Consider the following 24,964-nt stretch of genomic DNA (forward strand, 5'->3'; position numbering starts at 1 on the left):
GCCCACGTCCCCGACAGGCGCCGTTCCCTACGGTGACGTAGGTTACGGCGGCCCAGACCGGTTCCGCGGCACCTCAGATCTCCGGTGCCCACCGGCCCAGCCGCCCAGGAGGTCGCTTGTCCGCTCCCGCTCTCACCAGGCCCACGGCACCGCCGCGCCCCGCCGACCCGGACGCCGGTCTCCCGGCGAACGCGCTGGGCAAGGACAAGGGCGCGCTCGAGCAGATCACGCTCTACGTGTTCGTCGTCGTGCCGTTCCTCGCCCTGGCCGCGGTGGTGCCCGCCGTCTGGGGGTGGGGTCTGTCCTGGCTCGACGTCGGCCTCGCCGTCGGCTTCTACTACCTGACCCTGCTCGGCGTGACGGTCGGGTACCACCGGCACTTCACCCACGGGTCGTTCAAGGCCGACCGTCCGCTGCGGATCGCCCTGGCCGTGGCCGGGTGCATGGCGATCCAGGGGCCGGTCGTCCAGTGGGTGGCCGACCACCGCCGGCACCACGCCTTCTCCGACCGCGCGGGCGACCCGCACTCGCCGTGGCGGTACGGCACCGACGCGCGGGCCCTGCTCAAGGGCATGTGGCACGCGCACCTCGGCTGGCTGTTCGACCGGCGGCAGACCAACCCCGAGCGCTACGCGCCCGACCTGCTCAAGGACGCCGCCCTGCGCCGCACCAGCCGGCTGTTCGTCGTCTGGGCCTTCCTCAGCCTGGCGCTGCCGGCGGTGATCGGCGGCCTGGTCACCCAGAGCTGGGCCGGGGCGTGGTCGGCGTTCTTCTGGGCCGGCCTGGTGCGGGTGGCGCTGCTGCACCACGTGACCTGGTCGATCAACTCGGTGTGCCACGTCGTCGGCAGTCGCCCGTTCGCCTCGCGGGACCGGGCGACCAACTTCTGGCCGCTGGCGCTGCTCAGCGGCGGCGAGTCGTGGCACAACCTGCACCACGCCGACCCGACCTGCGCCCGGCACGGCGTGCTGCGCGGACAGGTCGACATCAGCGCCCGTGTCATCTGGGTGTTCGAGAAGCTGGGCTGGGCGCACAGCGTGAAGTGGCCCGACCCGGTCCGGCTGGCCGCGAAGCGGCGCGCCACCGCTCCGGCCGTGTCCTGACCGCGGCCGCTCCCCCGCCCGGGCGGCGGCCGCCGCTGCCGGCCCCCGGGCGGGGCCGGCCGCGGGGCACCATGGGGGTCATGCCCAGCAGCGCGGCACGACCCCGGGTGCGCATGACCGGCGCGCAGCGGCGTGAGCAGTTGCTGGACGTCGGCCGGGAGGTGTTCGCCCAGCGGGGCTACGAGGCCACCTCCATCGAGGAGCTCGCCGCCCGCGCCGACGTCAGCAAGCCGGTCGTCTACGAGCACTTCGGCGGCAAGGAGGGCCTCTACGCCGTCGTCGTGGACCGGGAGATGCAGCGGCTGCTCGACCGCTTCACCTCCGCGCTGGCCGCGGGCGGCACCCCACGGGAGCTGCTGGAGCGGGCCGCCCTGGTGCTCCTGGACTACATCGAGGAGGACTCCGACGGCTTCCGGGTGCTCTCGCGGGACTCCCCCGTCACCGGCGCGTCGGGCGGCACCTACTCGTCGCTGATCGGCGAGGTGGCGCGCAAGGTCGAGCACATCCTCGGCGCGCAGTTCGCCGCCCGAGGCTACGACCCGCGGCTGGCCGAGCTCTACAGCCAGGCGCTGGTCGGCATGGTGGCCCTGGTCGGCCAGTGGTGGCTCGACACCCGTTCACCGGGCAAGCGGGAGGTCGCCGCCCACCTGGTGAACCTCTCCTACAACGGTCTGGCCCACCTGGAGCCGGCCCCGCGCCTCGTCGGCCGGCCGGTGGAGCGCCCCGGGGGCTGACCCGCTCAGCCGACCAGGCGTGCTCCGGGCACCGGCCCGTGCACGGCCCGCACCGTGCGGTAGACGCCCACCCCGGCCAGCTCGGCGGCCAGTCGGACAGCGGCCTCCTCGTCGTCGGCCAGTGCGGCCACCGTCGGGCCCGAGCCGCTCACGATGGCGGCGGGGGAACCGGCGTCCGTGGCCGCCCGCAGGGCCCGGCGCAGGGCCGGCCGCAGGGACACCGCCGGCGGCTGCAGGTCGTTGGCCAGCGCGGCCGCGAGCGCCGACACCGGTCCGCTGCGCAGCGCGGCGATCACCGGCTCGGGCGACGCGAGGTCGGTCCCGTCGGGCACCCGGCCCTCGTCCCGCAGCCGGTCGAGCTCGCCGTACACCGCCGGCGTCGACAGCCCCTCGCCGGCGATGCCGAGCACCCAGTCCCAGCGGCGCCGGGCCAGCACCGGGGACAGCTGCTCCCCGCGGCCCGAGCCGAGCGCGATCCCGCCGTGCAGGCTGAACGGCACGTCGCTGCCCAGCTGCGCGGCCAGGGTCGCGAGCTCGCCACGGGTGGCGTGCGTGCCCCACAGGGCGTCCAGGGCGACCAGCGCGGCCGCGGCGTCGGCGCTGCCACCGGCCAGCCCGGCCGCCGCCGGGATCGACTTGTCGACCGTGATGGTGGCGTCGGGAGCCACGCCGGCGCGCTGGGCCAGCAGCTCGGCGGCGCGCCAGACGAGGTTGCGACGGTCGGTGGGGACGGCGTCCGGGCCGGTGCCCGTGGTGCCCTCGCCGGTCACGCTGAGCGCCAGCCCGGAGCCGGGGCGGACGGTCACCGTGTCGAACAGCGAGACGGCGAGGTAGACCGTGCGCAGCTCGTGGAACCCGTCGGGGCGCAGCGGGCCCACGGCCAGGTGCACGTTGACCTTCGCCGGGGCGCGGGCGACGACCGCGCCGTCGCCGGCGATCCGCCCCGGCCCGCCGGAGGACGTCCAGCTCATGGCTGCACCGGCGCCGTGGCGGCCAGCCGCGCGAAGTCGGTGACCGAGAGCTGCTCGCCGCGGGTGCCGGGGTCGATGCCGGCGGCCCGCAGCCGGGCCTCGGCGGTGGCCGGGCTCCCCGCCCACCGGGCCAGTGCGGCCCGCAGGCCCTTGCGTCGCATGGCGAACGCCGCGTCGATGACGGCGAAGGTCGCGGCGCGGTCGCCGGGCGGCGGGGGCCGGCGCACGAGGGCGACCAGGCCGGAGTCGACGTTGGGCTCGGGCCAGAAGACGCGGCGACCGACGTTGCCGGCGCGGCGGACCTCGCCGTACCAGGCGGCCTTGACCGACGGCACGCCGTAGGCGGGCGCCCCCGGCGCGGCGGCCAGCCGCTCGGCGACCTCCGCCTGCACGAGCACCAGGGCGCGGCGCAGCGTGGGCAGCAGTTCCAGCAGGTGCAGCAGCACGGGCACCGCAACGTTGTACGGCAGGTTCGCGACGAGCGCTGTCGGAGGCGGTCCGGGCAGCTCGCTGACCCGCAGCGCGTCGGCCTCGACGACGGTCAGCCGGTCGGCCAGGGCGGGGACGCGTCCGGCGACGGTCCGCGGCAACAGGTCGGCCAGCCGGGGGTCGATCTCCACCGCGGTGACCCGCGCGGCGGCCGGCAGGAGGCCGAGGGTGAGCGAACCGAGGCCGGGCCCGACCTCGAGGACGACGTCCTCGGGGGTGAGCTCGGCGGTGCGCACGATCCGCCGGATGGTGTTGGCGTCGTGCAGGAAGTTCTGCCCGAGGGACTTGGTGGGACGCAGCCCGAGCTGCTGGGCCAGGTCGCGGATGGCGGCCGGGCCCAGCAGCCCGTCGGTCTGCTCCGGAGGAGTGCTCAGGTGGATCCGATCAGCTGAACAGCCGCGGGCCGCAGTGCGGCCACTGGCCGGCACCGGAGCGCTGGTAGAGCAGCTGCGCGCGGTAGGTCTGCTCGTCGGCCGAGGCCGCCGACGGGACGCCGGTGCCGCCCACGGCGTTCCACGTGGCCTGCGAGAACTGGTAGAGGCCGTGGTACTTGCCCGTGGAGCTCACCGCGTTGGGGCGCCCGCCGGACTCGCACTGCGCCAGCGCCGCCCAGTTGAGCCCGTCGGCCGACGGCGAGTTGCCGCTGGAGGCGGCGGGGGCCGGACGCTCCTTGGTCCCGACGGCGACCTGCTCGTCGACCGGCTGGCGGGTGACGGTGGTGCTCAGCTGCTCGCGGGCGGTCTCGACCCCGTCGGTGACGGTGATCCGGAAGGTGGTGGCCTGCTCGCCGTCCACACCCTCCTGCGTCACGGTCTTCTCGCCCGTGAAGGCGTTGGCGTCCGGGGTCTCGACGGTGCCGTGCCGGACGGCGGAGGTCTCGGTGACCTCGGTGACCTGCACGCGGGTGACCTGGATGCGCATGCGGTCCAGCAGCGCCTGCTCGGCGTAGACGCTGGTGCGGTCGGTCGGGCCGAGCGTGATGCCCTGCTCGGCCAGCAGGTCGCCGGCGGTGGCGGCCGTGGTGGTCACCACGCGCTGGGTGCCGTCGACGATCAGGGTGATGTCCTTGGGCGTGCTGATCGACAGCGCCATGCCGTCGAGCGGCAGGCGCTCGCTGCGGCTGGCGGACAGCACGAGGTCCTCGGCGCGGTAGCCGAGCTGCGCGAGCGCCTCCTCGACCGACAGCGCGGTCACGTAGACCTCGCTCGCCACGCCGTCGACGGTCAGCTGCAGCGGGCGGGCCCGGTTGACGACGACGGCGTCGCCGTCCTCGACGCCGGCCCCCGTGTCGGGCAGGACGACGTCGTGCGCCTGGGTCTCCAGCCCCTCCTCGTCGAGCACCTCGCCGACGGTGTCGGCATAGGTGCGCACCTCACGCGCCTGACCGTCGACGGTCAGCGTGAGGGACTTCTGGGCGGCGAAGTAGGCCAGGGTGCCGCCCACGAGTCCGAGCAGGACGAGGGCGTAGAGAGCGAGCTGCAGCGATCGACGCACGACACTTCCAGGGGTCACTGAACCCGGGCAGGGGAGGCCGCGCAGGAACCCACCGGCTGGTGGGCACCGAGCGCGTTCCCGGCTCGGACAGCAGTCGACCGGGAGCTCAGCGCTCCCGGTCGCGATGCCGTCCGGGTCGGTCCCCACCCCGGCTGGTCACGACACGATAACGAACAGAGCACCTCTGGCAACGGTGCGTCATCAGTGAAGCAGCGGGTCGACCTGACGACATGTGGGCGCGCCGACACGTGGGGTGATTGCGGTGCGGGGTGTCACGCGTGGGGCGCATGCGCAGCGTGAGATCCCGCGGTGACCAAGACCACAGTGTGGCCGCCCTCTCCCTGGGGCACCGCCGGCCCCGCTGCCCTGGACCGACCCCGCACCGGGGACCACACGGGTCGCGGCGGGCAGACGGGAGCGCAGCGCAGCGGGGGGACGGCACGCGGCCGTGGGGTCCGCCGGTGGGCCGACGGACGACCCGGTTCAGCCGGCGAGGGCGCGGTCGTTCGAGCGGACCGGGCGCAGCCAGGTGAGCAGGAAGACGGCGACGGCGAGCCCGGCGGCCAGGCCGGCGAAGCCGCCGGCGACCAGCGCCACGGGCAGCAGGTCCACGCCCTCGGTGACGCGGTCACCCAGGTCGATGCCGGCGGTCAGCAGCAGCGCGCCCAGTGGCAGCAGCGCGAGCACGCTCGCGGCGGCGGTGACCAGGTGCGCCGTCCAGGTGCGCAACGCCTCGTCGACGGGCACGTCGGCCCCCTCGGCCGGCAACGGACGGGTGACCGTGCGCAGCAGCGCCGCCTCGGCCAGCAGCCACGTCAGCAGCGGGACCACGAGGGCGACCCAGGCCACGGACGCCGGGAGGTTGTCGCGCTGCCACATGAGGGCGGCGGCGGCCACCTCGGCCACGACCATCGCCCGCATCGCCCACACCAGCGCCGGGGAGACCTGCTCGGCGAACCGGGGCCGGCGCGGCGGACTGCTCAGCTTCCAGCGGGGCCGCGGACGGGTGGCCTCGGCGAGCACGACGCCGACCAGCAGGCCGACCACCAGCGCCGGGGCCCACAGGAACACCGAGGCCTCGGCGAACAGCACGATGCTCACCCCGATGCCGACCAGTCCGAGCAGCCAGCCCAGCGCGCGGATCCGGCGGCCGTGCTGTGCCTGGCGCTGCAGCGTCGCCGTGCCCTCCGGCGTGGGCGTGGCGAACTCGACGGCAGCGGCGGCGACCGCGCGACGACCGGCGGCCAGCGCCCACGCGCGGGCGAGCAGCACACCGGGGACCAGCACGGCGATGAAGAGAACGACGGCGATGAGGCGGCCCACGCCCCTAGTGTCCACGCTTCCGCGGGGAGCGGGAGGACCGCCGTGGCGTCGTCAGGACCCCCCGGGGATCCCGTCGTGCCAGGGGCCGAAGACCCGCTCGGCGTTCGCGGTCAGGGCCGCGCACAACTGGTCGAGCTCCGCCCCCGTGACCTCGGCCAGCGCCCGCACGGTGAGCGGCACCAGGCGGGAGGCGTTGGGGCGGCCGCGGTGCGGCATCGGCGTGAGGAACGGCGAGTCGGTCTCGACCAGCAGCTGCTCCAGCGGGGTCAGGGCGGCCGCCTCCCGCAGGTAGCCGGCGTTGCCGAACGTCAGCGTGCCGGCGAAGGACAGCACGTGGCCGCGGGCCACGCACGCCGCGGCGAACGCGGCGTCGCCGGAGAAGCAGTGGAAGACGGTGTGCTCGGGGGCGCCCTCGTCGTCGAGCACCCGGAGGATCTCCTCGTGCGCGTCGCGGTCGTGGATGACCAGCGCGACGCCGCGCTCCTTGGCGATGCGGATGTGCGCCCGGAACGACGCCTCCTGCGCCGCCCAGCCGTCGGGGCCGGTGCGGAAGCGGTCCAGCCCCGTCTCCCCCACGGCCCGGACGCGTGGCAGGGCGGCGAGCCGGTCGATCTCGGCCAGCGCGTCGTCGTCGGCCGCGCCCGCGCCGGCCTCGTTCGGGTGGACGGCGACGGCGGCCAGCACGTTCGGGTGCCGGGCGGCGAGCTCGGCCGACCACCGCGAGGAGCCGACGTCCACACCGACCTGCACCAGCCGCGGGACGCCCACGGCCGCGGCGGCGGCGATCTCGGCGTCCACCGCGGCCGCGTCGGGCAGCCGGTCGCTGTCGAGGGCGATGTCGAGGTGGGTGTGGCTGTCGATCGCCGGCGACGGCAGGGGCTCCGGGGAGGGCGGCGGCTCGCCCCGGCGGTTGGCGCGCGACGCGGCCGAGCGGCTCACGCGGCGTCCCCAGGGGCGGGCGGGGCCGTCGCTGCCGTCACTCGCCCTCTTCCAGCCGGCGCAGCTCGTCGGCGACGATCGACTCGTCGAGCTTCTTGAACACCGGGGTGGGCGGTGCCAGCGGGGTCCCGGCCTGCAGCGGCCGCGATGCCCAGACCGCCTGCGCGGCGTCGTAGTCGCCGGTGATGACCGGGTACGGCGAGCCGTCGTCGAGGTCGGTCACCTCGTCGATCCGGGGCGCCGGCGACCACACGCCCGTGCCGCCGAGCAGCTCGTGGATCCGCTGCGCGGAGTGCGGGAGGAACGGGGTGAGCAGGGCGTTGCAGTCGCTGACCGCCTGCAGCGCGGTGTGCAGCACGGTGTCCCGGCGGGCCGGGTCCTCCTTGAGCTTCCACGGCGCCTGGTCGGACAGGTACTTGTTCGCCTCACCCACGACCCGCATCGCCTCGGCCGCGGCGGCCTTCTGCCGGTTGCGCGCCAGCAGGTCGCCGATCGGCCCGAACGCCGCCTGCGTCGTCGCCAGGAGGGACCGGTCGGCCTCGGTCAGCTCCCCGGGCGTGGGGACGGCGCCGACGTTCTTGGCCGCCATCGACACCGAGCGGTTGACCAGGTTGCCCCAGCCGGCGACGAGCTCGTCGTTGTTGCGGCGGCGGAACTCCGACCAGGTGAAGTCGGTGTCCTGCGTCTCCGGACCGGCGGCGGCGATGAAGTACCGCAGCGCGTCGGCGTCGTAGCGGGCCAGGAAGTCCCGCACGTAGATGACGACCTGGCGCGAGGAGGAGAACTTGCGGCCCTCCATCGTGAGGAACTCGCTGGAGACCACCTCGGTGGGCAGGTTCAGCCGGCCCAGCGACCCCGGGGTGCCGCCCTTGTCGCCCTCGCCGTTGTAGCCGAGCAGCTGGGCGGGCCAGATCTCGGAGTGGAAGACGATGTTGTCCTTGCCCATGAAGTAGTAGGCGTCGGAGTCCGGGCGCTGCCACCACTGCCGCCAGGCCTCGGGGTCACCGGAGCGGCGGGCCCACTCGATCGACGCCGACAGGTAACCGACGACGGCGTCGAACCACACGTAGATGCGCTTGTCGGGCCGGTCGCGCCAGCCCTCCAGCGGCACCGGCACGCCCCAGTCGATGTCGCGGGTGTAGCTGCGCGGCTTGAGGTCGTCGAGCAGGTTGACGCTGAAGTTCAGGACGTTCGGTCGCCAGCTCCTGCGGGTGGCCAGCCAGTCGCCCAGCGCCCGGGTGAACGCCGGCAGGTCGAGGAAGTAGTGCTCCTCGTCGACGAACTTCGGCGTCTCGCCGTTGATCCGGCTCACCGGGTTGATCAGGTCGACCGGGTCCAGCTGGTTGCCGCAGTTGTCGCACTGGTCGCCGCGGGCGCCGTCGTAGCCGCAGATCGGGCAGGTGCCCTCGATGTAGCGGTCGGGCAGGGTGCGGCCCGTGGAGGGGCTGATGGCGCCGAGCGTCGTCCTGGGGAAGACGTAGCCGTTCCTCAGCAGCCCCAGGAAGATCTCCTGGCTGATCGCGGCGTGGTTGGCCGTCGTCGTCCGGGTGAACAGGTCGTAGCTCAGCCCGAGCGACTGCAGGTCGCCGACGATGATGCGGTTGTTGCGGTCGGCGATCTCCCGCGGGGTGACCCCCTCGGCGTCGGCCGCGACGGTGATCGGCGTCCCGTGCTCGTCGGTGCCACTGACCATCAGCACCCGGTCCCCCACCATGCGGTGGTAGCGGCTGAAGACGTCGGAGGGGACGCCGAAGCCGGAGACGTGGCCGATGTGCCGTGGACCGTTGGCGTAGGGCCAGGCCACGGCGGTCAGGATGTGCCGATCACTCACGCCGACGAGAGTACGGAAGCGGCGTCCACCCGGTTCAGGGCCGGCTGGTGCCCGCGGTCGTCGGCGCCTCGGCCGCGCCGCCGGGCACGGGTGTGGTGAGGGCGACGGCGACCAGGGCCAGGCCGATGACGCCCAGCGTGGCCGCCCGCAGGACGGGGCGGGCCCGCCCCGGCTCCGGGCGGGAGGCGGCGGCGCGCGGCCCGGCCGCCGACCACGCCAGTGCGCTGGGCGCGCCGGCGAGCAGCAGTTTCCCGACCGGCAGCCCGAGGGCCAGGAGCGCGAGTGCGGGCAGCGGGAGGGAGACCGTCAGCGGGTCCAGCAGCGACGTGCCCGACGCGAGCACCAGGACGGTGGCGACCAGCGCGATCTCGGCGGTCGCCACCCCGGTGTACGTGCGCCGTCCGGACCCGTCGGCCAGCAGGGCGCCGCCGGCGGCGCACAGCACCACCCACGAGGACAGGCCCAGCAGCAGCGCGGGAACGACCGCGCCGGGGGGTCGTGGGCCGGTGAGCAGGAGCCCGTCGAGGCCGGTGAGCGCGCCGGCGAGCAGCGCCACGGCCTCGAGCACCGCGAGCGCGGCCGCGGCCAGCACCGCGGCCGGCGGCCGCGGACGGCCGCGGACGGGAGCCGCCGGGGTGGTGCGGGCATCGGGGACGGTGGTGCTCGCCACGGGGCTGCTCTCCCTGGCCGGGGACGACGGTCACCGGTCGGGTCGGCGCAGGTGGCGGGCTCCTGGACCGCCGCGGCGGGGCGTCTCACCCCTCGGGGGGAGTCAGCGGCGGGCGATGTTCTCGGCGGCGGACAGCCGTTCTCCGGTGGCCATCCGGCTGCGGTGGCGGCCGTAGACGAAGTACATGCCGACGCCGAGCACCATCCAGACGAGGAAGCGCAGCCAGGTGTCGGTGGGCAGGTTGGACATGAGCCACAGGGAGGCGGCCGCGGAGACCCACGGCAGCACGTTGATGAGCGGGACCCTGAAGGAGCGGTGCAGGTCCGGGCGGGTGCGCCGCAACCACCACACCCCGATCGACACGAGGAAGAACGCGAACAGCGTGCCGATGTTCACCAGCTCGGCGAGTGCGGTCAGCGGGACGAAGCCGGCGAGCAGCGCGACCACGATCCCCGTGGCGATCGTGATGCGGTACGGGGTGCCGTAGCGGGGGTGGACCTTCGCCAGTCCGGGCGGGAGCAGGTGGTCGCGGCTCATCGCGAACAGCACCCGCGACTGACCGAGCATCAGGATCATGACCACGGAGGTGAGCCCGGCCAGCGCGCCCAGCGAGATGACGCTCGAGAAGACCGGCATCCCGTTCGCGGAGAACGCGCCCGCGAGCGGTGCGGTGGCACTCAGCTCCGTGTAGTTCTGCATGCCCACGACCACGAGCGAGACCGCCACGTAGAGCAGGGTGCAGATCGCCAGCGAGCCGAGGATCCCGCGTGGCATGTCGCGCTTGGGGTCGCGGGTCTCCTCCGCCGCCGTGGCCACGATGTCGAAGCCGATGAACGCGAAGAACACGATCGCCGCGCCGGCGAGCACGCCGCCCCAGCCGAACGTGCCGGGACTGAACCCGGTGAGCACCGAGATCAGCGGCGTGTGCAGCCAGCCCCCCTCCCCCGCGGCCGCGGGCTCGGCCGGCGGGACGAACGGCGAGTAGTTGTCGGCGGTGATGTAGAAGAAGCCGACACCGATGACCAGCAGGACGACGGCCAGCTTGATCGCCACGATGACCGCGGTGACCCGCGAGGACAGCTTGATCCCGAGGATCAGGACGCCGGTCATCGCCAGCGCGATCGCGATCGCCGGGATGTTGACGGTCGCCGTCTCGCCCGCGATCGACGACGGCAGGGGCGTGCCGATGTCGTCGAGCAGTTGGTTGAGGTAACCCGACCAGCCGACCGACACCGTCGCCGCGCCCAGGGCCAGTTCGAGGACGAGGTCCCAGCCGATGATCCAGGCGATGAACTCGCCGAACGTCGCGTACGAGAACGTGTACGCCGACCCGGCCACCGGCACCGTCGAGGCGAACTCGGCGTAGCAGAGGGCGGCCAGGCCGCAGACCACGGCGGCGATGACGAAGGAGATGGCGACCGCCGGCCCGGCCTGGTCACGGGCGACGAGGCCGGTCAGCACGAAGATGCCGGTGCCGATGATGACCCCGACCCCGAAGACGGTCAGGTCCAGGCCCGACAGGTTCTTCTTGAGCCGGTGTTCCGGTTCGTCGGTGTCGCGGATGGAGTCCTCGACGGACTTGACCCGGCGCGTGTTCACGGCCACGGCGTCCCCTCTCGCGGCCGGCGCCTCCGCCGGCACTGCTCGACCCGGGCAGCGTCGCACGAGGGCGACCGGCCCGCATGCCTACGCTGTCAGCCCCGACGGACCCGCTGAGGAGTGCGCATGACCGGCACCGAGACCCCGCGCGGCACGCCCGGGGGCCCGCCGGGGGAGCCACCCGGGGTGCGTCCCCGCCCGGCGGGCCGGCCGCGCACCACGCCGTCCCGCCCCGAGGGGGTGAGCCCGGTGGTGGACTGCGGGGTCTACGTCGACGGACGCCGCCAGGAGCCCGTCCACCCGCACGACGCGCTGGAGCAGGCCGCCGCGCTGGGCGGCTTCGTGTGGCTGGGCCTCTACGCCCCCACCGAGGTGGAGCTGGGCGCCATCGCCGAGCGGTACGGACTGCACCCGCTGGCCGTCGAGGACGCCGTCTACGCCCACCAGCGGCCCAAGCTGGAGCGCTACGACGACGGCCTGTTCATGGTGCTCAAGACCGCGACGTACGTGGAGCACGACCGGCTGACCGCGACCAGCGAGGTCGTCGACACCGGCGAGGTGATGGTGTTCCTCGGCGCGGACTACGTGATCACGGTGCGGCACGGCGAGCACGGCGGGTTGAGCGACCTCCGGCAGAGCATGGAGCAGCAGCCGGACCTGCTGTGCCTGGGGCCCGCGGCGGTGCTCTACGCGGTCGCCGACCACGTGGTGGACGCCTTCGTCGACGTCGCGGGTGCCGTGGAGGAGGACGTCGACGAGCTGGAGGCGTCGGTGTTCAGCGACCGGCGCACCGACGACATCGGCCGGCTCTACCAGCTCAAGCGGGAGTTGATGTCGCTGCGCCGGGCGGTGTCCCCGCTGGAGGTGCCGCTGCAGAAGCTGGCCGAGCGGCGCGTCGACGTCGTCCCCGAAGCCATGCGCTCCTACTTCCGGGACGTCGAGGACCACGCCATCCGCGTGCGCGACCAGGTGGCCGGGCTCGACGAGCTGCTGACGTCGATCCTGCAGGCGTCGCTGGCCCGGACGTCGCAGGCCGACAACGAGGACATGCGGAAAATCTCGGCGTGGGCGGGCATCATCGCCGTCCCCACGGCGATCGCCGGCATCTACGGGATGAACTTCGAGTACATGCCCGAGCTGCGCTGGCGCTTCGGCTACCCGCTGGTGCTGCTGGTGATCGTGTCCGCCTGCGTCCTGCTCTACCGAGGCTTCAAGCGCAACGGCTGGCTCTGACACCCACCGCCCACGGGGTGCTGCGCCCCGCCCGCACCAGGCTCTGCGCAGGTCAGGGGGACTTGGCGGCGACCACGGCGTCGTAGACCGTGCGGCGGGGCAGCCCGGTCCGGACGACGACGGCGCGGATGGCGTCCTTGCGCGTGGCGCCGGCCGCCTCCTCCGCCGCGACCTCGGCCGCCAGCTCGGCGGGGGTGAGCGACACCGGCCCGGCCGGCGCCCCGCCCACCACGAGCGTGATCTCGCCCCTCACCCCGTCGGCGGCCCACACGGCCAGCTCCGCGAGCGTCCCCCGCCGGACCTCCTCGTGGGTCTTGGTCAGCTCCCGGCAGACGGCGGCCGCACGGTCGGCGCCGAACGCGCCCGCCGCGTCGGTCAGGGCGTCGGCCAGCCGGTGCGGGGACTCGAAGAACACCATCGTGCGGCGCTCGTCGGCCAGGCCGGCCAGCCGCGACCGCCGCTCCCCGCCCTTGCGCGGCAGGAAGCCCTCGAAGCAGAAGCGGTCGACGGGCAGGCCCGAGACCGCCAGCGCCGTCGTCACCGCCGAGGGCCCGGGCACCGAGGTCACGTGCACGCCGGCGTCGATCGCCGCGCGCACCAGCGTGTAGCCGGGGTCGGACACCGACGGCATCCCGGCGTCGGTGAGCAGCAGCACGGTCCGCCCCTCGCCCAGCGCGGCCATCAGCCCGGGCAGCCGCGCGCGCTCCACCGACTCGTGGAAGGTGACGACGCGGCCGGTGAGCGTCACCCCGAGGTCGGTGGCGAGCCGGTGCAGCCGGCGGGTGTCCTCGACGGCGAGCACGTCGGCCGAGGCCATGACCTCGCGCAGCCGCGGCCCGACGTCGCCGGGCTGCCCGAGGGGGGCACCGCCGAGCACGAGACGTCCACTCACGGCGACGAGCCTGTCACGCCGGAGCTCGCAGGCCCGCCTGCGGGGCCCGGCGCGAGCTCGCGGGTGCCGGGGGCAGGCGGGTCCCTTCTCTACCCTGGCCCCCATGGCGGTGCTGGCTCCCGAACGCACGGACCGGGGGCCCGACGAGCCCCGGCCCACGGCCGTGCGCCGCTGGCCCCTGCCCCGCCCACGCCGCGACCGGACGCCGCCGCTGCCGGCCGACCGGTGGCTGTCCTGGGTCCTCGCCGCGGTGCTGGGCGCCGCCACGCTGGCCGGCCGGCTGGTGGACATCGGCTATCCGTCCGACCTGCTCTTCGACGAGGCGTACTACCCGCCCGAGGCGCGGGAGCTGCTCGAGTGGGGCCACGAGTACAACCGCGGCTACACCTTCATCGTGCACCCGCCGCTGGGCAAGTGGCTCATCGCCGGCGGTGTCCAGCTGTTCGGCTACGACTCGTTCGGCTGGCGGTTCCCCTCGGCGGTGGCGGGCACCGTCTCGGTCGTCGTCCTCGCCCGGCTGGGACGGCGGCTGACCGGGTCCACGTTGCTCGGCCTGGTCGCTGCAGTGCTGCTGGCCCTGGACGGCTTCGCGTTCACGCTGTCCCGCATCGGCCTGCTCGACGTCTTCCTCCAGGTCTTCGTGCTCTCCGCCGTCGCCTGCCTGGTCGTCGACCGGGACCGGGTGCGGGCCCGCATCCGCTCCGCCGGGGCCACCGCCACCGGCTTCGCGCTCGGTCCGCGCGGGTGGCGCCTGGCCGCCGGGTTCCTGTTCGGCTGCGCCTGCGCGGTGAAGTGGAGCGGGGTCTACTTCCTCGCCCTGTTCGCCGTCCTGTCGGTGTTCTGGGACCGCGCGGCCTGGCGGGAGGCCGGCGTCCGTCGTCCCACCCTGGTGACCGCCCGCCGCGGGCTGCCCGGTGCGCTGTGGGCGCTGGCGGTCGTGCCGGTGCTGACCTACCTGGCCAGCTTCACCGGGTGGTTCCTGGGCGAGACCTCGCAGGGCAAGGTCTGGGCACAGCAGAACCCGGAGACGGCGTTCCCGTGGGTGCCCGACGCGCTGCGCTCGCTGTGGCACCAGCACGCGGAGTGGCTGCGGTTCCACAACGGGCTGTCGACGCCGCACCCGTGGGAGTCCGGACCGTGGTCGTGGCTGGTCGACGGGCGGCCGATCCTGCTGTGGAACCCGCAGGGACTCACCGACTCCGCGGGCGAGCAGGTGGTCCGCTACATCCTGATGCTCGGGACGCCGACGCTGTGGCTCGCCTTCGCACCGGCACTGGTCTGGCTGGCCTGGCGGCTGGTCGCCCGCCGTGACCCGGCCGCGCTCCTCGTCGCCACCGCGATCGCCGCCGGGTGGGGCACCTGGTTCCTCAACCCCGAGCGCACGATGTTCATCTTCTACATGGCACCGGTGGTGCCGTTCTTCGTCCTCGCGGTCGTGCTCGTGCTGCAGGACGTGCTCGGCCGGCCCGGTGCCGAGCCCTGGCGCCGTCAGCTGGGGCTGGGCGTGGTCGCCACGTACGTGGGGGTCGTCGCGGCGACGTTCGTCTTCTTCTACCCGGTGCTCAGCGGCCAGCCGCTGACGCGCGCGGAGTGGCTGGACCGGATGTGGTTCCCGTCGTGGTTCTGACGCGGCGGGGCGTGACCGGGCGCCCGGGTACGACACCCGGCGCCCCCGCGGCGGTCGGCAGCGGACCGCCGGCCGGGGCCGGTCCTTCGCGCGCCTGACCGCGTCATCCTCCGTACGGTGACGGTCCAGGACGACGGGCACACCGGCACACCGGCACACCGGCACACCGGCACGGAGGAGACGGCGATGACCAGCGCACAGGAGCGACCCCGGGTGCTGACCGAGGCCGACGGCGACGTCTGGCGCATCACCCTCGACCGGCCGGAGTCCGGCAACTCCCTGGACCCGGCGATGGCCGCGGAGCTGTCGGCCGCGCTGCAGGCACGCCCGCAGGCGGCCCGCACGGTGCTGCTGCTCGGCAACGGGGACCGGTTCTGCGTGGGCGGCGACGTCCGTGCCTTCGCCGCGGTCGAGGACCCGGGCCGCTACGTCGGGCAGTTGGCGCACGACTGGCACGAGGTCATCCGGGCGCTGCTGTACTGCCCGGTCCCGGTGGTCGCCGGGGTGCAGGGCGCGGTCGCCGGCGCCGGCATCGGCCTCATGGGCGCCTGCGACATCGTCGTCTGCGCCCGCTCCACCAAGATCCGCCCGGCCTACGGGGCGATCGGGTTCTCCCCCGACGGCGGCAGCTCCTGGGCGCTCACCCGCGCCCTGGGCGCTCCGCGGGCCCTGGAGCTGATGCTCACCAACGGCGCGCTGACCGCGGCGGAGGCGCACATGTTCGGCCTGGTCGCCCGCCTCGTGGAGGACGAGGAGGTCCACGCGTCGGCGATCGCCCTGGCGCACGCGGTGGCGGCCGGCCCGGTGCGGGCCATGGTGCGCACCCGCGCGCTGGTCCGGCAGGCCGCCGTCCGCACCCTCGAGCAGCAACTGGACGACGAGGCGCGGCTGATCGCCGAGTCCGCCGGTGACCCCGAGGGCCGCGAGGGCGTGCGGGCGTTCGTCGAGAAGCGCCAGCCGGACTTCCGCGGGGCCGTCTGACCGACTGGAGCGGGAGCCCGGAGCGGCCGGCACGGGTGCCGGGGTGGCGAGCCGGGTAGACCCGAGCACGGCGTCCCGAGCGGGACCCGACGTCACCGAGCACCGCGCCCCCGTGGGCACCCGGCGCCCCGCCGCGGCCCGCGGGGCACTCCTGGCAGGGGGAGCAGTCATGGGTCTACCCGGACGAGACCAGGCACGGAACTGGGTCGGGATGACGGTCCTCGACCGCGACGGCACCCCGGTCGGCCCCTGCACCGCCGTCCTGGCGGACGAGGCCACCGGGCTCCCGGAGTGGATGTACGTGGAACTGGACGGGGCCGTCGTCGTCGTCCCGGTCCTCGACGCGGCCGAGACCGGCGACGACCAGGTGCGCGTGACGGTCAGCCGCGCCCAGGTCGCCGGCGCGCCGTCGGTCGGCGACACCGCCCAGCTGTCGGAGGCGCAGGAGGGCCAGCTCTACCGGCACTACGGCATCGAGTACTCGCGGCAGGCCTCGCAGAGCCTGCTGCCGGCCGGCGAGGCGGCCACCGGCGCGGCCGGCACCGGCGGGGCGGGCACCGGCACGGCCGGCACCGGCGGGGCGGGCACCGGCACGGCCGGCATCGGCGAGGCGGGCGCCGCGGCGGCGGGGTCCTCCCCCGGCTCCGGGGACGCACGACCCGCCACACCCGGCCGCCGGTCGGCGACCGTGGTGGGCGCGGTCGCGGGCGTGGCCGCGGTCGCCGCCGCGGTGGGCCGGGCCCGGCGCGCCCGGGTGCGACGGCAACGGGCACGGCCGGCCTGGGCTGCACGGTTCCCGGCCCGGCGGCGCTGGGCGCCACGGCCGCCGACGCCGGCCGAGCGGGTGACACGGGGCCTCTCCGCGGCGGCCGGCCAGGCGCGCCGCCTGGCCCGCACCACCACGCGGGCGGTCGCCACGTCGGCCGCGCGGGTGCGGGCCCGGACCGCGGGCTGAGCTAGACCGCCGACTGCGCTTGGAGGACGAAGGTGGCCCGGGCCGTCACACCGGTGCTGTCGGTCGCGGTCGCGGTGACCTCCATGCGGGTGCCCTCACCGTGGTCGACGAAGGGTCGGGCGTAGTGGGCGCCCTCGACGGTCTCCCCGGGGTGCTGGTGGCATCCGCCGCCGCTGCAGTGCACCAGCAGCTCGCTCCACCGGACCGTCAGTGACCCGTCCTCGGCGTCGATCGCGGTGGCCGACGCCTCCACCAGCTCGCCCGGCAGCCAGCGCCGGTCGGCCGGCGGCGCGGTGAGCGTGAGCTGGGGCGGGCTGTTGCCGGGGACGACGGTGACGGCCGTGCTGTCCTGCGCCCCGCCCGCGTCGGTGACCGTCAGCGTCGCGGTGACCGGGTCGAGCCCGGTGCCGGCGTAGGCGTGCACCACCTGCGCACCATCGACCACCGTGCCGTCACCGAGGTCCCAGCGGTGGGTGAGCGGGTCGCCGTCGAGATCGCTGGAGCCGGCCCCGTCGAACGTGACGGTGCGGGTCGCCGCGTCGACGGTGGCGACGGACTGCGCCGTCGGTGGGCGGTTGCCGGGCGCGTACCGGAGCCGGGCCAGCACGCTGCCGCGGATGTCGGCCCACACGACGTCGCCGTTCTCCGGGTGCGGCCGGAACGCGACCGGGGCACCGAGCTCCGCGGCGAAGCCGTCGGCCTCGGGCGGCCGCACGAGCAGGCCCTGGGCGTCGTGGCGCAGCGTCGAGACGCGCTGGGCCGAGTAGTCCCCGAAGAAGTACGCCCCCTGGTACTCCGGCGGGTAGGTGGTGCCGGTGTACACGAACCCGCCCGTGACGGCGGTGCCCGCCGGTCCGTGCGGATAGGCCCACAGCGGCGCGGTGTTCGGCGCCCCCTGGCACCCGGGCAACTCCGCGTAACCGGGCGTGGGCTCGGTCCCCTCCCAGCAGGGCCAGCCGTAGCTGGCGCCGGGCCGGACGACGTCGACCTCCTCCCAGGCAGTCCAGCCGACGTCGCCCACGACCGGCGCACCGGTGACGGGGTCGAGGGTCAGCCGGAACGGGCTGCGGAACCCGCTGGCGTAGACCCGGCTCTGCCAGGAAGTCGGGGCGGCCGGGTCGAAGAACGGGTTGTCGGGCGCGCCGCTGCCGTCGGGCAGGACGTGCAGGAGCTTGCCGTAGCCGGTGGTGGGGTCCAGCGCCCGCAGGGCCAGGGGGTCGGCGGCCACATAGCCCGCGCTGTCCCCGATGGTGACCCACAGCGTGCCGTCAGGGGCCGCGACGAGACCGGTGAGGCCGTGGGCGTCGGAGCCCGCCGGCAGCTCGAGGACCACCCGCTCGTCGGCGAGCCCGGTCGGCTGGGGGCCACCGACGAGGGTCCAGGCGCTCAGCCGCAGGGTCCACTGCCCGTCGACGTCGAGCGCGCGACCGGTGTAGAACGTCGCGGCGTCGGGGGCGACGGCGACGGCGACCAGCCCCAGGTCGTTGCGGGAGAGGACCGACAGCTCGGCGAGCGTGCGGGCCTCCCCCGCGGCCGAGACCCAGGCCACCCGGCCGTTCTTCCCCGCGGTCACGTAGCTGCCGTCGGGCAGGAACGCGAAGTCGGTGAGCAGCTCGTCCTGGCCGCTGGGCAACTCCTGGACGACGAAGTCCGGCGCCAGCACCGGCGCGGCGGCGGCAGGCGGGGCGGTGGCCACGGCGGTCGCGAGGACCAGCGCCGCGACGACGCCGAGCTGCAGGGCGGGGGTGCACCGCCGTGCGGCACGGGAGGGATGCCGGCTCATGGGTAGCGACGCTCCCCCAGCTCCCCGGCGCGCCACAAACGCAGGCCGCCGGCTCCCCTGTGGTGCGGCACCGTGCGTGGTCGCGCACCAGCGCAGCGGTCCCGCCGGCACCGGTCCGGTGACACAGATGCCCCGCCCGGGAGACCCGGGCGGGGCATCTGGAACTGTCCGGTGGAGCTGAGGGGATTTGAACCCCTGACCCCCTCGATGCGAACGAGGTGCGCTACCGGTCTGCGCCACAGCCCCTGACGGTCGAGGAGTCTACCGGCAGCCCGCTCCGGCCCCGCCACCGGGTGGCCCACCTGCAGGGCCCCGCCGCGACCCCGTCCCGAGGCCCACCGTGCGCCTGCCGACGGTGCGGAGGACGGGGTCCTCCCACGGAGGGGCCGGCAAGGGGTCCTCCGTCAGCCGTTGGCGACCTTCCGGGGCTGGTAGACGTCGATGTCGGCGAAGCCGATGTCGTCGTCGTCGAGCCCCACGACGGCGCTGTTCTGCCAGCCGGCCGGCGCCGCCGCGCGGGCGGCCACGACACGGCCCGGGCGCAGCGGGTGCACGGGGGCGAGCGGCAGGCTCGGGTGCGGCAGGCCGACGGTGTGGTGGTGCACCTCCTCGACGACCGGGGCCTCGTCGACCTCGGGCGCGGGGCGGGGTGCGGGCACCGGGCGCGCCGCGGGGCGGGGAGCCGGCTGACGGGCGGCGCGGGCAGCGGTCCGGGCGGCGCGGCGCGCGGCCAGCCGCTCCCGGCGCGCGGCGGCGCGCAGCACCACCAGGTAGGCGACGACGGCCAGGTCGAGCACGCCCTGGGCGATCCACAGCCAGGGGCTGTAGAGGATCGCGCCGGCCAGCGCCAGCAGCGTGAGCGCGACCAGCCCGGCCAGGGTCCGCCGGCGGACGGCGTGCACGTCGACCCGGAGCTCGCCGGAGGTCAGCAGCGCGGCCCGGTCGACGGAGACACGCTCGGTGTCGGCGTGGACCACCGGGTCCACCGCCCGCCGCCGCTGCAGCGTCCGCCCCGCGTCGGCGCGGACGGTCTGCGAGTCACCGCGGGTCACCACCATGGGCACCAGCACGACGAACCACAGCACGACCAGAGCGGCCAAGAGCACGCCGGATCCCATCAGAACACCACCCGTCACATGAGTCACTCGCCCGGCGAAGTTAAGGCCTGGACCCACCCCGACGAGGGAGGCGCGCGGGCGTGTCTCTGATGTGTTGTGTGACTGGAGTGCCGTCGGGACGGCGTGTCGACAAACGGACACCGCCCGACGCGCGGTCGATCTGGTATGCGAGGTGTGGAACCGCGATCAACGGGGTATGCGGGCCCGCCAGCGCGTGAGGACCCCCTGCGGCTCGTCCTCGGCCAGCAGCGCGTAGCACCGGTGGTCCCGCCAGTCGCCGTCGATGTCGAGGTAGCGGCGCAGCAGGCCCTCCTGACGGAACCCGAGGCGCTCCACCAGCCGCTGACTGGGGCCGTTCTCCGGCCGGATGTCGGCCTGCAACCGGTGCAGGCGGGCGGGACCGAACGCGTGGTCGCACACCAGTGCCACCGCCAGGGACCCGATGCCGCGCCCGGCCACGGAGCGGTCGATCCAGTACCCCAGGTTGCCCGAGCGCAGCGCCCCGCGGACGACGTTGTCGATGGTGACCTGCCCGGCCAGCCGCCCGTCGACGTGGACGACGAACGGCAGCGTCGTCCCCACGGCGGCCCGGCGCAGCAGGGCGCGGCGCATCGCCCGGAACGACTGCGGGGTGTGCCGGGCCGCCCACGACGCCGGCGCGCTCGGTTCCCACGGCGCCAGCCAGGCCTCGTTGGCCAGCCGGACCCGGCTCCACTCCTCGGCGTCCCGCCGGCGCGGTGGGAGCAGCTCCACCGGCCCCCAGGCCAGCCGCGCGGGCCAGCCCGGGTGCAGCGCGGGGTCGACCACGGGTCCCGTCAGCCGCCGAGCAGCAGGGGCATCACGGTGACCAGCCCGCCCGCGGCCACTTCCGTCACGTCCTCGTCGATGACGATCAGGCAGTTGGCCCGGGCCATGCGGGCGAGCATCGCCTCGTCACCGCCGCCGAGCGGCTCGACGACGTAGCCGCCGTCGGGGTGGCGCATGACCTGGCCGTGCAGGTACTGGCGGTAACCCAGTGGCGAGAGGAGCTGCTCGGCGGCGATTGCCTGCACGGTGCGGCGGAACAGCTGGCGCTTGCCCAGCATCAGCCGGATCGCCGGTCGCACGAACACCTCGAAGGCCACCAGCGCGGCGACCGGCTCGCCCGGCACGCAGATCACCGGCACCGCGTCGCGGCCCAGCCGGCCGAAGGCCTGCACCGGCCCGGGGTGCATCGTCACGGGTGAGAAGTGCATGTCGCCGAGCTCGGCCATGACCTCCTGCACCATGTCGCCCTCGGTGGCGAAGGTGCCCGACACGAGCACCAGGTCGCTGCGCAGCAGCTGGCTCTCCAGCACCTCGGACATGCGGCGCCGGTCGAAGGGCACGATGCCCGAGCGGTAGGCCTCGGCCCCGGCGTCGCGGGCGGCGGCGGCCAGGGCGTAGCTGTTGACGTCGACGACCTGGCCCGGCCCCGGCGGGGTGCTGATGTCGACCAGCTCGCTCCCGGCGGACAGGACGGCGACCCGCGGCCGCGGGCGCACCTGGACGCGGTCGCGCCCCACCGCGGCCAGCAGGCTGATCTGCGCCGGCCCGATCGGCGTCCCGACCTGCACCGCGGTGGTGCCCGGCGCGACGTCGTCCCCCGCGCGGCGCACGTAGCCGCCGGTCTCGACCGGCGCGTGGACGGCGACGGTGACCACGCCCCGGTCGGTCCACACCGCCGGGACGACGACGTCGGCGCCGGCCGGCAGCATCGCGCCCGCGGTCACCTTGTGGGCCATCCCCGGGCCGATGGACGACGGACCGCTGGGGCCGGTGACGGTCTCCCCGACCACCGCCAGGCGGGCCGGCTCCTCGAAGGAGGCCCCCTCCACGTCCAGGGCGCGGGCGGCGTACCCGTCGAGGGCGGCCTGGTCGAACGCGGGCAGGGCGCGCTGGCTGACGACCTCCTCGGCGCACAGCAGCCCCTGCGCGTCGAGGACGGCGAGCTCGATCGGGTCCGGCTGCGGCACCGCGGAGAGGATCTCGTCGAGGTGCTGCTCGACCGTCCGGGGCTCGAGCGGCTCCGGGGCCGGCGGTGGCGGCGGCACCTGCCCGCGGTCGATCGCCGCGGTCTCGTGGAGCACCGCCGGCGCCTCCTGCACCACGGTGCCCTGGCGCAGGTCCATCGCCGTGGTGTCGCGCTGCCCTGCGGGCGCCACGCCCGTCCCGTCCCCGGTCATCCCCACCACGGAGGACGATGCTCCCCCCTGAGGCCCTCGGTTCAGCCCTGCGACGCGCCCTCGGCGGGCAGGTCTGCGACGAACTCGGTCAGCCACGCCCGCAGCGGCGGTCCGAGGTCGTCGCGTTCGGTGGCGAGCTGGATGACCGCCTTGAGGTAGTCCAGGCGGTCGCCGGTGTCGTAGCGACGGCCGTCGAAGACCACGCCGTGCACCGGCTCCCCGCGCGCGACCAGCGTGGCCAGGGCGTCGGTCAGCTGGATCTCGCCACCTCGGCCGGGGGGCGTCTCCCGCAGCACGCCGAAGACCTCCGGTGCGAGGACGTAGCGGCCGATGATCGCCAGGCTGCTGGGCGCCTCGTCCACCGGCGGCTTCTCGACCAGGCCGGTGATGGTCACCACATCGGTGCCGCCGGGCTCCACGGCGACCGCGCCGTACTTGTCGATGTTCTCCCGGCCGACGTCCAGCAGCGCCACGACGGAGCCGCCGTGCTCGGCCTGCACCCGGAGCATCTGCTCGAGCAGGTGGTCGCGGGCGTCGATCAGGTCGTCCCCGAGCAGCACGGCGAACGGCTCGTCGCCCACGAAGGCGGCCGCCTGCAGCACCGCGTGGCCCAGTCCGCGGGCCTCCCCCTGCCGGACGAAGTGCACCTGCGCCACGTCGGTGGACTCCTGCACCGCGGCGAGCCGGCCGGCGTCGCCCTTCTTCTCCAGCGCGGTCTCGAGCTCGGGGTGCCGGTCGAAGAAGTCCTCGATGGCGGCCTTGTTGCGGCCGGTGACCATGAGCACCTCGGCCAGCCCGGCCCGGGCGGCCTCCTCGACGATGTACTGCAGCGCCGGGCGGTCGACGACCGGGAGCAGCTCCTTGGGCACGGCCTTGGTGGCCGGCAGGAACCGGGTGCCCATCCCCGCGACCGGGATGACGGCCTTGCGCGCCGGGCGCGAGCTGGAAGTCGGCATGGCGGGAGCCTAGCCAGGGGCCGGGAGACCGCTCCCGGCGACGCCGGGCAGGCGCCCCCGCGCGTGGCTAGCCTGCGGCGGTGACCCCTGCGGACGGCGCCGCTGCCGGCAAGGCCGAGCTGCGGGCGGGCGTGCTCGCCCGCCGCGCCGCGCGACCGGCCGCCGAGCGCGCCGCCGCCGCGGCCTCGGTCACCTCGGCCCTGCTGCGCGGACTGGCCGGGGTGCACACGCTGGCGGCGTTCGTGCCCGACCCCACCGAGCCCGGCACCGGCCGCCTCCCCGCGGCGTACACCCAGCTCGGCGCGCGGGTGCTGCTGCCGGTCGTGCCCGCGGCCGGCCGGGAGCTGTCCTGGGCGGTGGACACCGGCCGGCTGGCCCCCGGCCGCTTCGGGCTGCAGGAGCCGGTCGGCCCGCGGCTGGGCCCCACCGCCATCGGCACCGCGGAGGTCGTCGTCGTCCCGGCGCTGGCGGTGTCCCGCACCGGGGTCCGGCTGGGCCGCGGCGGTGGCTACTACGACCGGGCGCTGCGGCACGCGCGCCCCGGCGCCCGGCTCGTGGCCCTGGTGTTCGACGACGAGCTGGTCGACGACCTGCCCGTGGAGCCGCACGACCACCGGGTGACCGCCGTGGTCACGCCCTCCGGGGGCTGGGAGGCGCTACCGGCCGGTCACTGACACAGTGATCACGCCCTCGTTCCCGATGCCGCTGGAGCGCCGATGTCACCCGAGATCGTCACCATCATCGCGCTCGTGGTGATCTTCGCGATCGCCACCTTCCTGCCGATCAACATGGGTGCCCTGGCCTTCGTCGCCGCCTTCGTGGTGGGCACCCTGTCGGTCGGTCTCACGACCGACGAGATCCTCGGGGGCTTCCCCGCCGAACTCGTCCTGACGCTGATCGGGGTCACCTACCTCTTCGCCATCGCGCAGAACAACGGCACCGTGGACCTGCTGGTCCGTGGCGCGGTGCGACTGGTCGGCGGGCACGTGGCGGCCATCCCGTGGATCATGTTCTTCGTCACCGCGCTCCTGACCGCCATCGGTGCCCTCTCCCCGGCCGCGGTGGCGATCATCGCCCCGATCGCACTGACCTTCGCCGCCCGGCACGGGATCAACCCGCTGCTCATGGGCATGATGGTCATCCACGGCGCGCAGGGCGGCGGGTTCTCCCCCATCAGCGTCTACGGCGTCACGGTGAACACCATCGTCGAGGACGAGGGACTCCCGAGCAGCCCGCTCATGGTCTTCCTGGGCAGCCTCCTGTTCAACATGGCGATCGCACTGCTGCTCTTCGTCCTGCTCGGCGGGCGCAAGCTGATCGGCCGGAAGGTCGCCGCCGAGCCGCTGGCGCACGTCGAGCACGCCCACGGCACGCTGGTCCGGGGCCACGGCGCCGCGCCGGGCCCGGCGGTGGGTGGCGACGACGACGAGCACGTGCACCCCGACGTCCCCCAGCCGGTGCGGTTCGAGCAGGTCCTCACGCTCGTCGGACTGGTGGTCGTCGCCGTCCTCGCGCTGGTCTTCGACCTCGACATCGGCTTCGTCTCCATCACCGTCGCCGTCGTCCTGGCGCTGTTCTCCGCGCAGCAGCACAAGGGGGCGGTGACCCAGATCAGCTGGTCGACGATCCTGCTCATCGCCGGCGTGCTGACCTTCGTCTTCGTGCTGCAGGAGGCGGGGACCATCGAGTACATCGGCGACGCCGTCACGGGGCTGGGCATCCCCCTGCTGATCGCGCTGCTGCTGGCCTACATCGGGGGGGTGGTGTCGGCCTTCGCCTCGTCGACGGCGATCATCGGCGTCGCCATCTCACTCGCGGTGCCGTTCCTGCTCGCCGGGGACATCGGGGCCGTGGGCGTGGTGGTCGCCCTGTCCGTGGCCTCGACCATCGTGGACGTGAGCCCGTTCTCGACGAACGGTGCGCTGGTCCTGGCCAACGCGCAGGACGTCGACCGTGACCGCTTCTACAAGCAGATCCTGAGCTACGCCGCGATCGTCGTCGTCGCCGGGCCGCTCCTCGCCTGGCTGGTCTTCGTCGTCCCCGGCTGGCTCTAGACGAACGG

General features: G+C 74.9%; 22 protein-coding genes and 1 tRNA gene. 8 read left to right on the forward strand and 15 right to left on the reverse strand.

Features of this window, described 5'->3' with window-relative positions:
- The first annotated feature begins 116 nt into the window (after nucleotides 1-116).
- Together ACI78V_RS08420 and ACI78V_RS08425 are read left to right on the forward strand one after the other, a co-directional pair.
- The gene (locus ACI78V_RS08420) at nucleotides 117-1,103 is read left to right on the forward strand and encodes an acyl-CoA desaturase (RefSeq protein ID WP_456850389.1); all 987 of its coding nucleotides are present in this window, start codon (nucleotides 117-119) and stop codon (nucleotides 1,101-1,103) included.
- An 80-nt stretch (nucleotides 1,104-1,183) separates the two neighbouring features.
- Nucleotides 1,184-1,837, forward strand: coding sequence for a TetR family transcriptional regulator (locus ACI78V_RS08425; RefSeq protein WP_456850390.1), 654 nt, complete (start codon nucleotides 1,184-1,186; stop codon nucleotides 1,835-1,837).
- A 5-nt stretch (nucleotides 1,838-1,842) separates the two neighbouring features.
- On the opposite strand, the gene ACI78V_RS08430 is transcribed toward ACI78V_RS08425, so the two are convergent.
- The 8 genes from ACI78V_RS08430 to ACI78V_RS08465 form a co-directional block, all read right to left on the reverse strand.
- Complete coding sequence (locus tag ACI78V_RS08430) at nucleotides 1,843-2,808, reverse strand: 4-(cytidine 5'-diphospho)-2-C-methyl-D-erythritol kinase (protein ID WP_456850391.1); 966 nt, start codon at nucleotides 2,806-2,808, stop codon at nucleotides 1,843-1,845.
- On the reverse strand, nucleotides 2,805-3,725 hold the full coding sequence (gene rsmA, locus ACI78V_RS08435) for a 16S rRNA (adenine(1518)-N(6)/adenine(1519)-N(6))-dimethyltransferase RsmA (protein ID WP_456850392.1): 921 nt from the start codon (nucleotides 3,723-3,725) through the stop codon (nucleotides 2,805-2,807). The genes ACI78V_RS08430 and rsmA overlap by 4 nt, the downstream gene beginning before the upstream one ends.
- Nucleotides 3,682-4,791, reverse strand: coding sequence for a ubiquitin-like domain-containing protein (locus ACI78V_RS08440; RefSeq protein WP_456850393.1), 1,110 nt, complete (start codon nucleotides 4,789-4,791; stop codon nucleotides 3,682-3,684). The genes rsmA and ACI78V_RS08440 overlap by 44 nt, the downstream gene beginning before the upstream one ends.
- A 483-nt stretch (nucleotides 4,792-5,274) precedes the next feature.
- Complete coding sequence (locus ACI78V_RS08445; RefSeq protein WP_456850394.1) at nucleotides 5,275-6,114, reverse strand: hypothetical protein; 840 nt, start codon at nucleotides 6,112-6,114, stop codon at nucleotides 5,275-5,277.
- 51 nt (nucleotides 6,115-6,165) lie between these two features.
- On the reverse strand, nucleotides 6,166-7,053 hold the full coding sequence (locus ACI78V_RS08450; protein ID WP_456850395.1) for a TatD family hydrolase: 888 nt from the start codon (nucleotides 7,051-7,053) through the stop codon (nucleotides 6,166-6,168).
- 37 nt (nucleotides 7,054-7,090) lie between these two features.
- Nucleotides 7,091-8,884, reverse strand: coding sequence for a methionine--tRNA ligase (metG, locus tag ACI78V_RS08455; protein ID WP_456850396.1), 1,794 nt, complete (start codon nucleotides 8,882-8,884; stop codon nucleotides 7,091-7,093).
- Nucleotides 8,885-8,918: 34 nt separating this feature from the next.
- Nucleotides 8,919-9,554 (reverse strand): hypothetical protein, encoded by a 636-nt coding sequence (locus ACI78V_RS08460; RefSeq protein ID WP_456850397.1) that lies wholly within the window; start codon nucleotides 9,552-9,554, stop codon nucleotides 8,919-8,921.
- A 102-nt stretch (nucleotides 9,555-9,656) separates the two neighbouring features.
- Entirely contained in the window at nucleotides 9,657-11,159 is a 1,503-nt protein-coding gene (locus ACI78V_RS08465) for an amino acid permease (protein ID WP_456850398.1), read from the reverse strand.
- Nucleotides 11,160-11,279: 120 nt separating this feature from the next.
- Here ACI78V_RS08465 and corA point away from each other — a divergent pair, with 120 nt between their 5' ends.
- The gene (gene corA, locus ACI78V_RS08470) at nucleotides 11,280-12,386 is read left to right on the forward strand and encodes a magnesium/cobalt transporter CorA (RefSeq protein WP_456850399.1); all 1,107 of its coding nucleotides are present in this window, start codon (nucleotides 11,280-11,282) and stop codon (nucleotides 12,384-12,386) included.
- Between the two features lie 52 nt (nucleotides 12,387-12,438).
- Here the strand turns inward: corA and rsmI are convergent, their stop codons facing one another.
- Complete coding sequence (gene rsmI, locus ACI78V_RS08475) at nucleotides 12,439-13,278, reverse strand: 16S rRNA (cytidine(1402)-2'-O)-methyltransferase (protein ID WP_456850400.1); 840 nt, start codon at nucleotides 13,276-13,278, stop codon at nucleotides 12,439-12,441.
- A 103-nt stretch (nucleotides 13,279-13,381) separates the two neighbouring features.
- Between rsmI and ACI78V_RS08480 the strand changes: the two genes are divergently transcribed.
- The 3 genes from ACI78V_RS08480 (at nucleotide 13,382) to ACI78V_RS08490 (ending at nucleotide 16,841) form a co-directional block, all read left to right on the forward strand.
- Entirely contained in the window at nucleotides 13,382-14,905 is a 1,524-nt protein-coding gene (locus tag ACI78V_RS08480) for a dolichyl-phosphate-mannose--protein mannosyltransferase (protein ID WP_456850401.1), read from the forward strand.
- Between the two features lie 186 nt (nucleotides 14,906-15,091).
- Nucleotides 15,092-15,886 carry an enoyl-CoA hydratase/isomerase family protein gene (locus ACI78V_RS08485; RefSeq protein WP_456850402.1) on the forward strand — a complete coding sequence of 265 codons (795 nt, stop codon included), beginning with the start codon at nucleotides 15,092-15,094 and terminating at the stop codon, nucleotides 15,884-15,886.
- 211 nt (nucleotides 15,887-16,097) lie between these two features.
- The gene (locus tag ACI78V_RS08490) at nucleotides 16,098-16,841 is read left to right on the forward strand and encodes a hypothetical protein (protein WP_456850403.1); all 744 of its coding nucleotides are present in this window, start codon (nucleotides 16,098-16,100) and stop codon (nucleotides 16,839-16,841) included.
- A gap of 1 nt (nucleotide 16,842) precedes the next feature.
- On the opposite strand, the gene ACI78V_RS08495 is transcribed toward ACI78V_RS08490, so the two are convergent.
- The 6 genes from ACI78V_RS08495 to galU form a co-directional block, all read right to left on the reverse strand.
- On the reverse strand, nucleotides 16,843-18,624 hold the full coding sequence (locus ACI78V_RS08495) for a PQQ-dependent sugar dehydrogenase (protein ID WP_456850404.1): 1,782 nt from the start codon (nucleotides 18,622-18,624) through the stop codon (nucleotides 16,843-16,845).
- Nucleotides 18,625-18,796: 172 nt separating this feature from the next.
- A tRNA-Ala gene (locus ACI78V_RS08500) sits at nucleotides 18,797-18,870 on the reverse strand.
- 158 nt (nucleotides 18,871-19,028) lie between these two features.
- A complete protein-coding gene (sepX, locus tag ACI78V_RS08505; RefSeq protein ID WP_456850405.1) occupies nucleotides 19,029-19,730 on the reverse strand; it encodes a divisome protein SepX/GlpR in 702 nt (233 codons plus the stop codon).
- Nucleotides 19,731-19,928: 198 nt separating this feature from the next.
- The gene (locus tag ACI78V_RS08510) at nucleotides 19,929-20,549 is read right to left on the reverse strand and encodes a GNAT family N-acetyltransferase (RefSeq protein WP_456850406.1); all 621 of its coding nucleotides are present in this window, start codon (nucleotides 20,547-20,549) and stop codon (nucleotides 19,929-19,931) included.
- A gap of 8 nt (nucleotides 20,550-20,557) precedes the next feature.
- On the reverse strand, nucleotides 20,558-21,925 hold the full coding sequence (glp, locus tag ACI78V_RS08515; RefSeq protein WP_456850407.1) for a molybdotransferase-like divisome protein Glp: 1,368 nt from the start codon (nucleotides 21,923-21,925) through the stop codon (nucleotides 20,558-20,560).
- A 62-nt stretch (nucleotides 21,926-21,987) separates the two neighbouring features.
- Nucleotides 21,988-22,902 carry a UTP--glucose-1-phosphate uridylyltransferase GalU gene (gene galU / locus ACI78V_RS08520; RefSeq protein ID WP_456850408.1) on the reverse strand — a complete coding sequence of 305 codons (915 nt, stop codon included), beginning with the start codon at nucleotides 22,900-22,902 and terminating at the stop codon, nucleotides 21,988-21,990.
- Between the two features lie 80 nt (nucleotides 22,903-22,982).
- On the opposite strand from galU, the gene ACI78V_RS08525 reads away from it, so the two are divergent.
- On the forward strand, nucleotides 22,983-23,576 hold the full coding sequence (locus ACI78V_RS08525; protein ID WP_456850409.1) for a 5-formyltetrahydrofolate cyclo-ligase: 594 nt from the start codon (nucleotides 22,983-22,985) through the stop codon (nucleotides 23,574-23,576).
- A gap of 42 nt (nucleotides 23,577-23,618) precedes the next feature.
- On the forward strand, nucleotides 23,619-24,956 hold the full coding sequence (locus ACI78V_RS08530) for an SLC13 family permease (protein WP_456850410.1): 1,338 nt from the start codon (nucleotides 23,619-23,621) through the stop codon (nucleotides 24,954-24,956).
- The last annotated feature ends 8 nt before the right edge of the window (nucleotides 24,957-24,964 follow it).

Source organism: Geodermatophilus sp. SYSU D00742 (assembly GCF_054049935.1).

Coding starts and splice junctions, on each gene's coding strand:
- corA (WP_456850399.1), top strand. CDS start 11,280: ATGACCGGCACCGAGACCCCGCGCGGCACGCCCGGGGGCCCGCCGGGG.
- ACI78V_RS08495 (WP_456850404.1), bottom strand. CDS start 18,624: ATGAGCCGGCATCCCTCCCGTGCCGCACGGCGGTGCACCCCCGCCCTG.
- galU (WP_456850408.1), bottom strand. CDS start 22,902: ATGCCGACTTCCAGCTCGCGCCCGGCGCGCAAGGCCGTCATCCCGGTC.
- ACI78V_RS08425 (WP_456850390.1), top strand. CDS start 1,184: ATGCCCAGCAGCGCGGCACGACCCCGGGTGCGCATGACCGGCGCGCAG.
- ACI78V_RS08530 (WP_456850410.1), top strand. CDS start 23,619: ATGTCACCCGAGATCGTCACCATCATCGCGCTCGTGGTGATCTTCGCG.
- ACI78V_RS08485 (WP_456850402.1), top strand. CDS start 15,092: ATGACCAGCGCACAGGAGCGACCCCGGGTGCTGACCGAGGCCGACGGC.
- ACI78V_RS08490 (WP_456850403.1), top strand. CDS start 16,098: ATGACGGTCCTCGACCGCGACGGCACCCCGGTCGGCCCCTGCACCGCC.
- ACI78V_RS08480 (WP_456850401.1), top strand. CDS start 13,382: ATGGCGGTGCTGGCTCCCGAACGCACGGACCGGGGGCCCGACGAGCCC.
- ACI78V_RS08430 (WP_456850391.1), bottom strand. CDS start 2,808: ATGAGCTGGACGTCCTCCGGCGGGCCGGGGCGGATCGCCGGCGACGGC.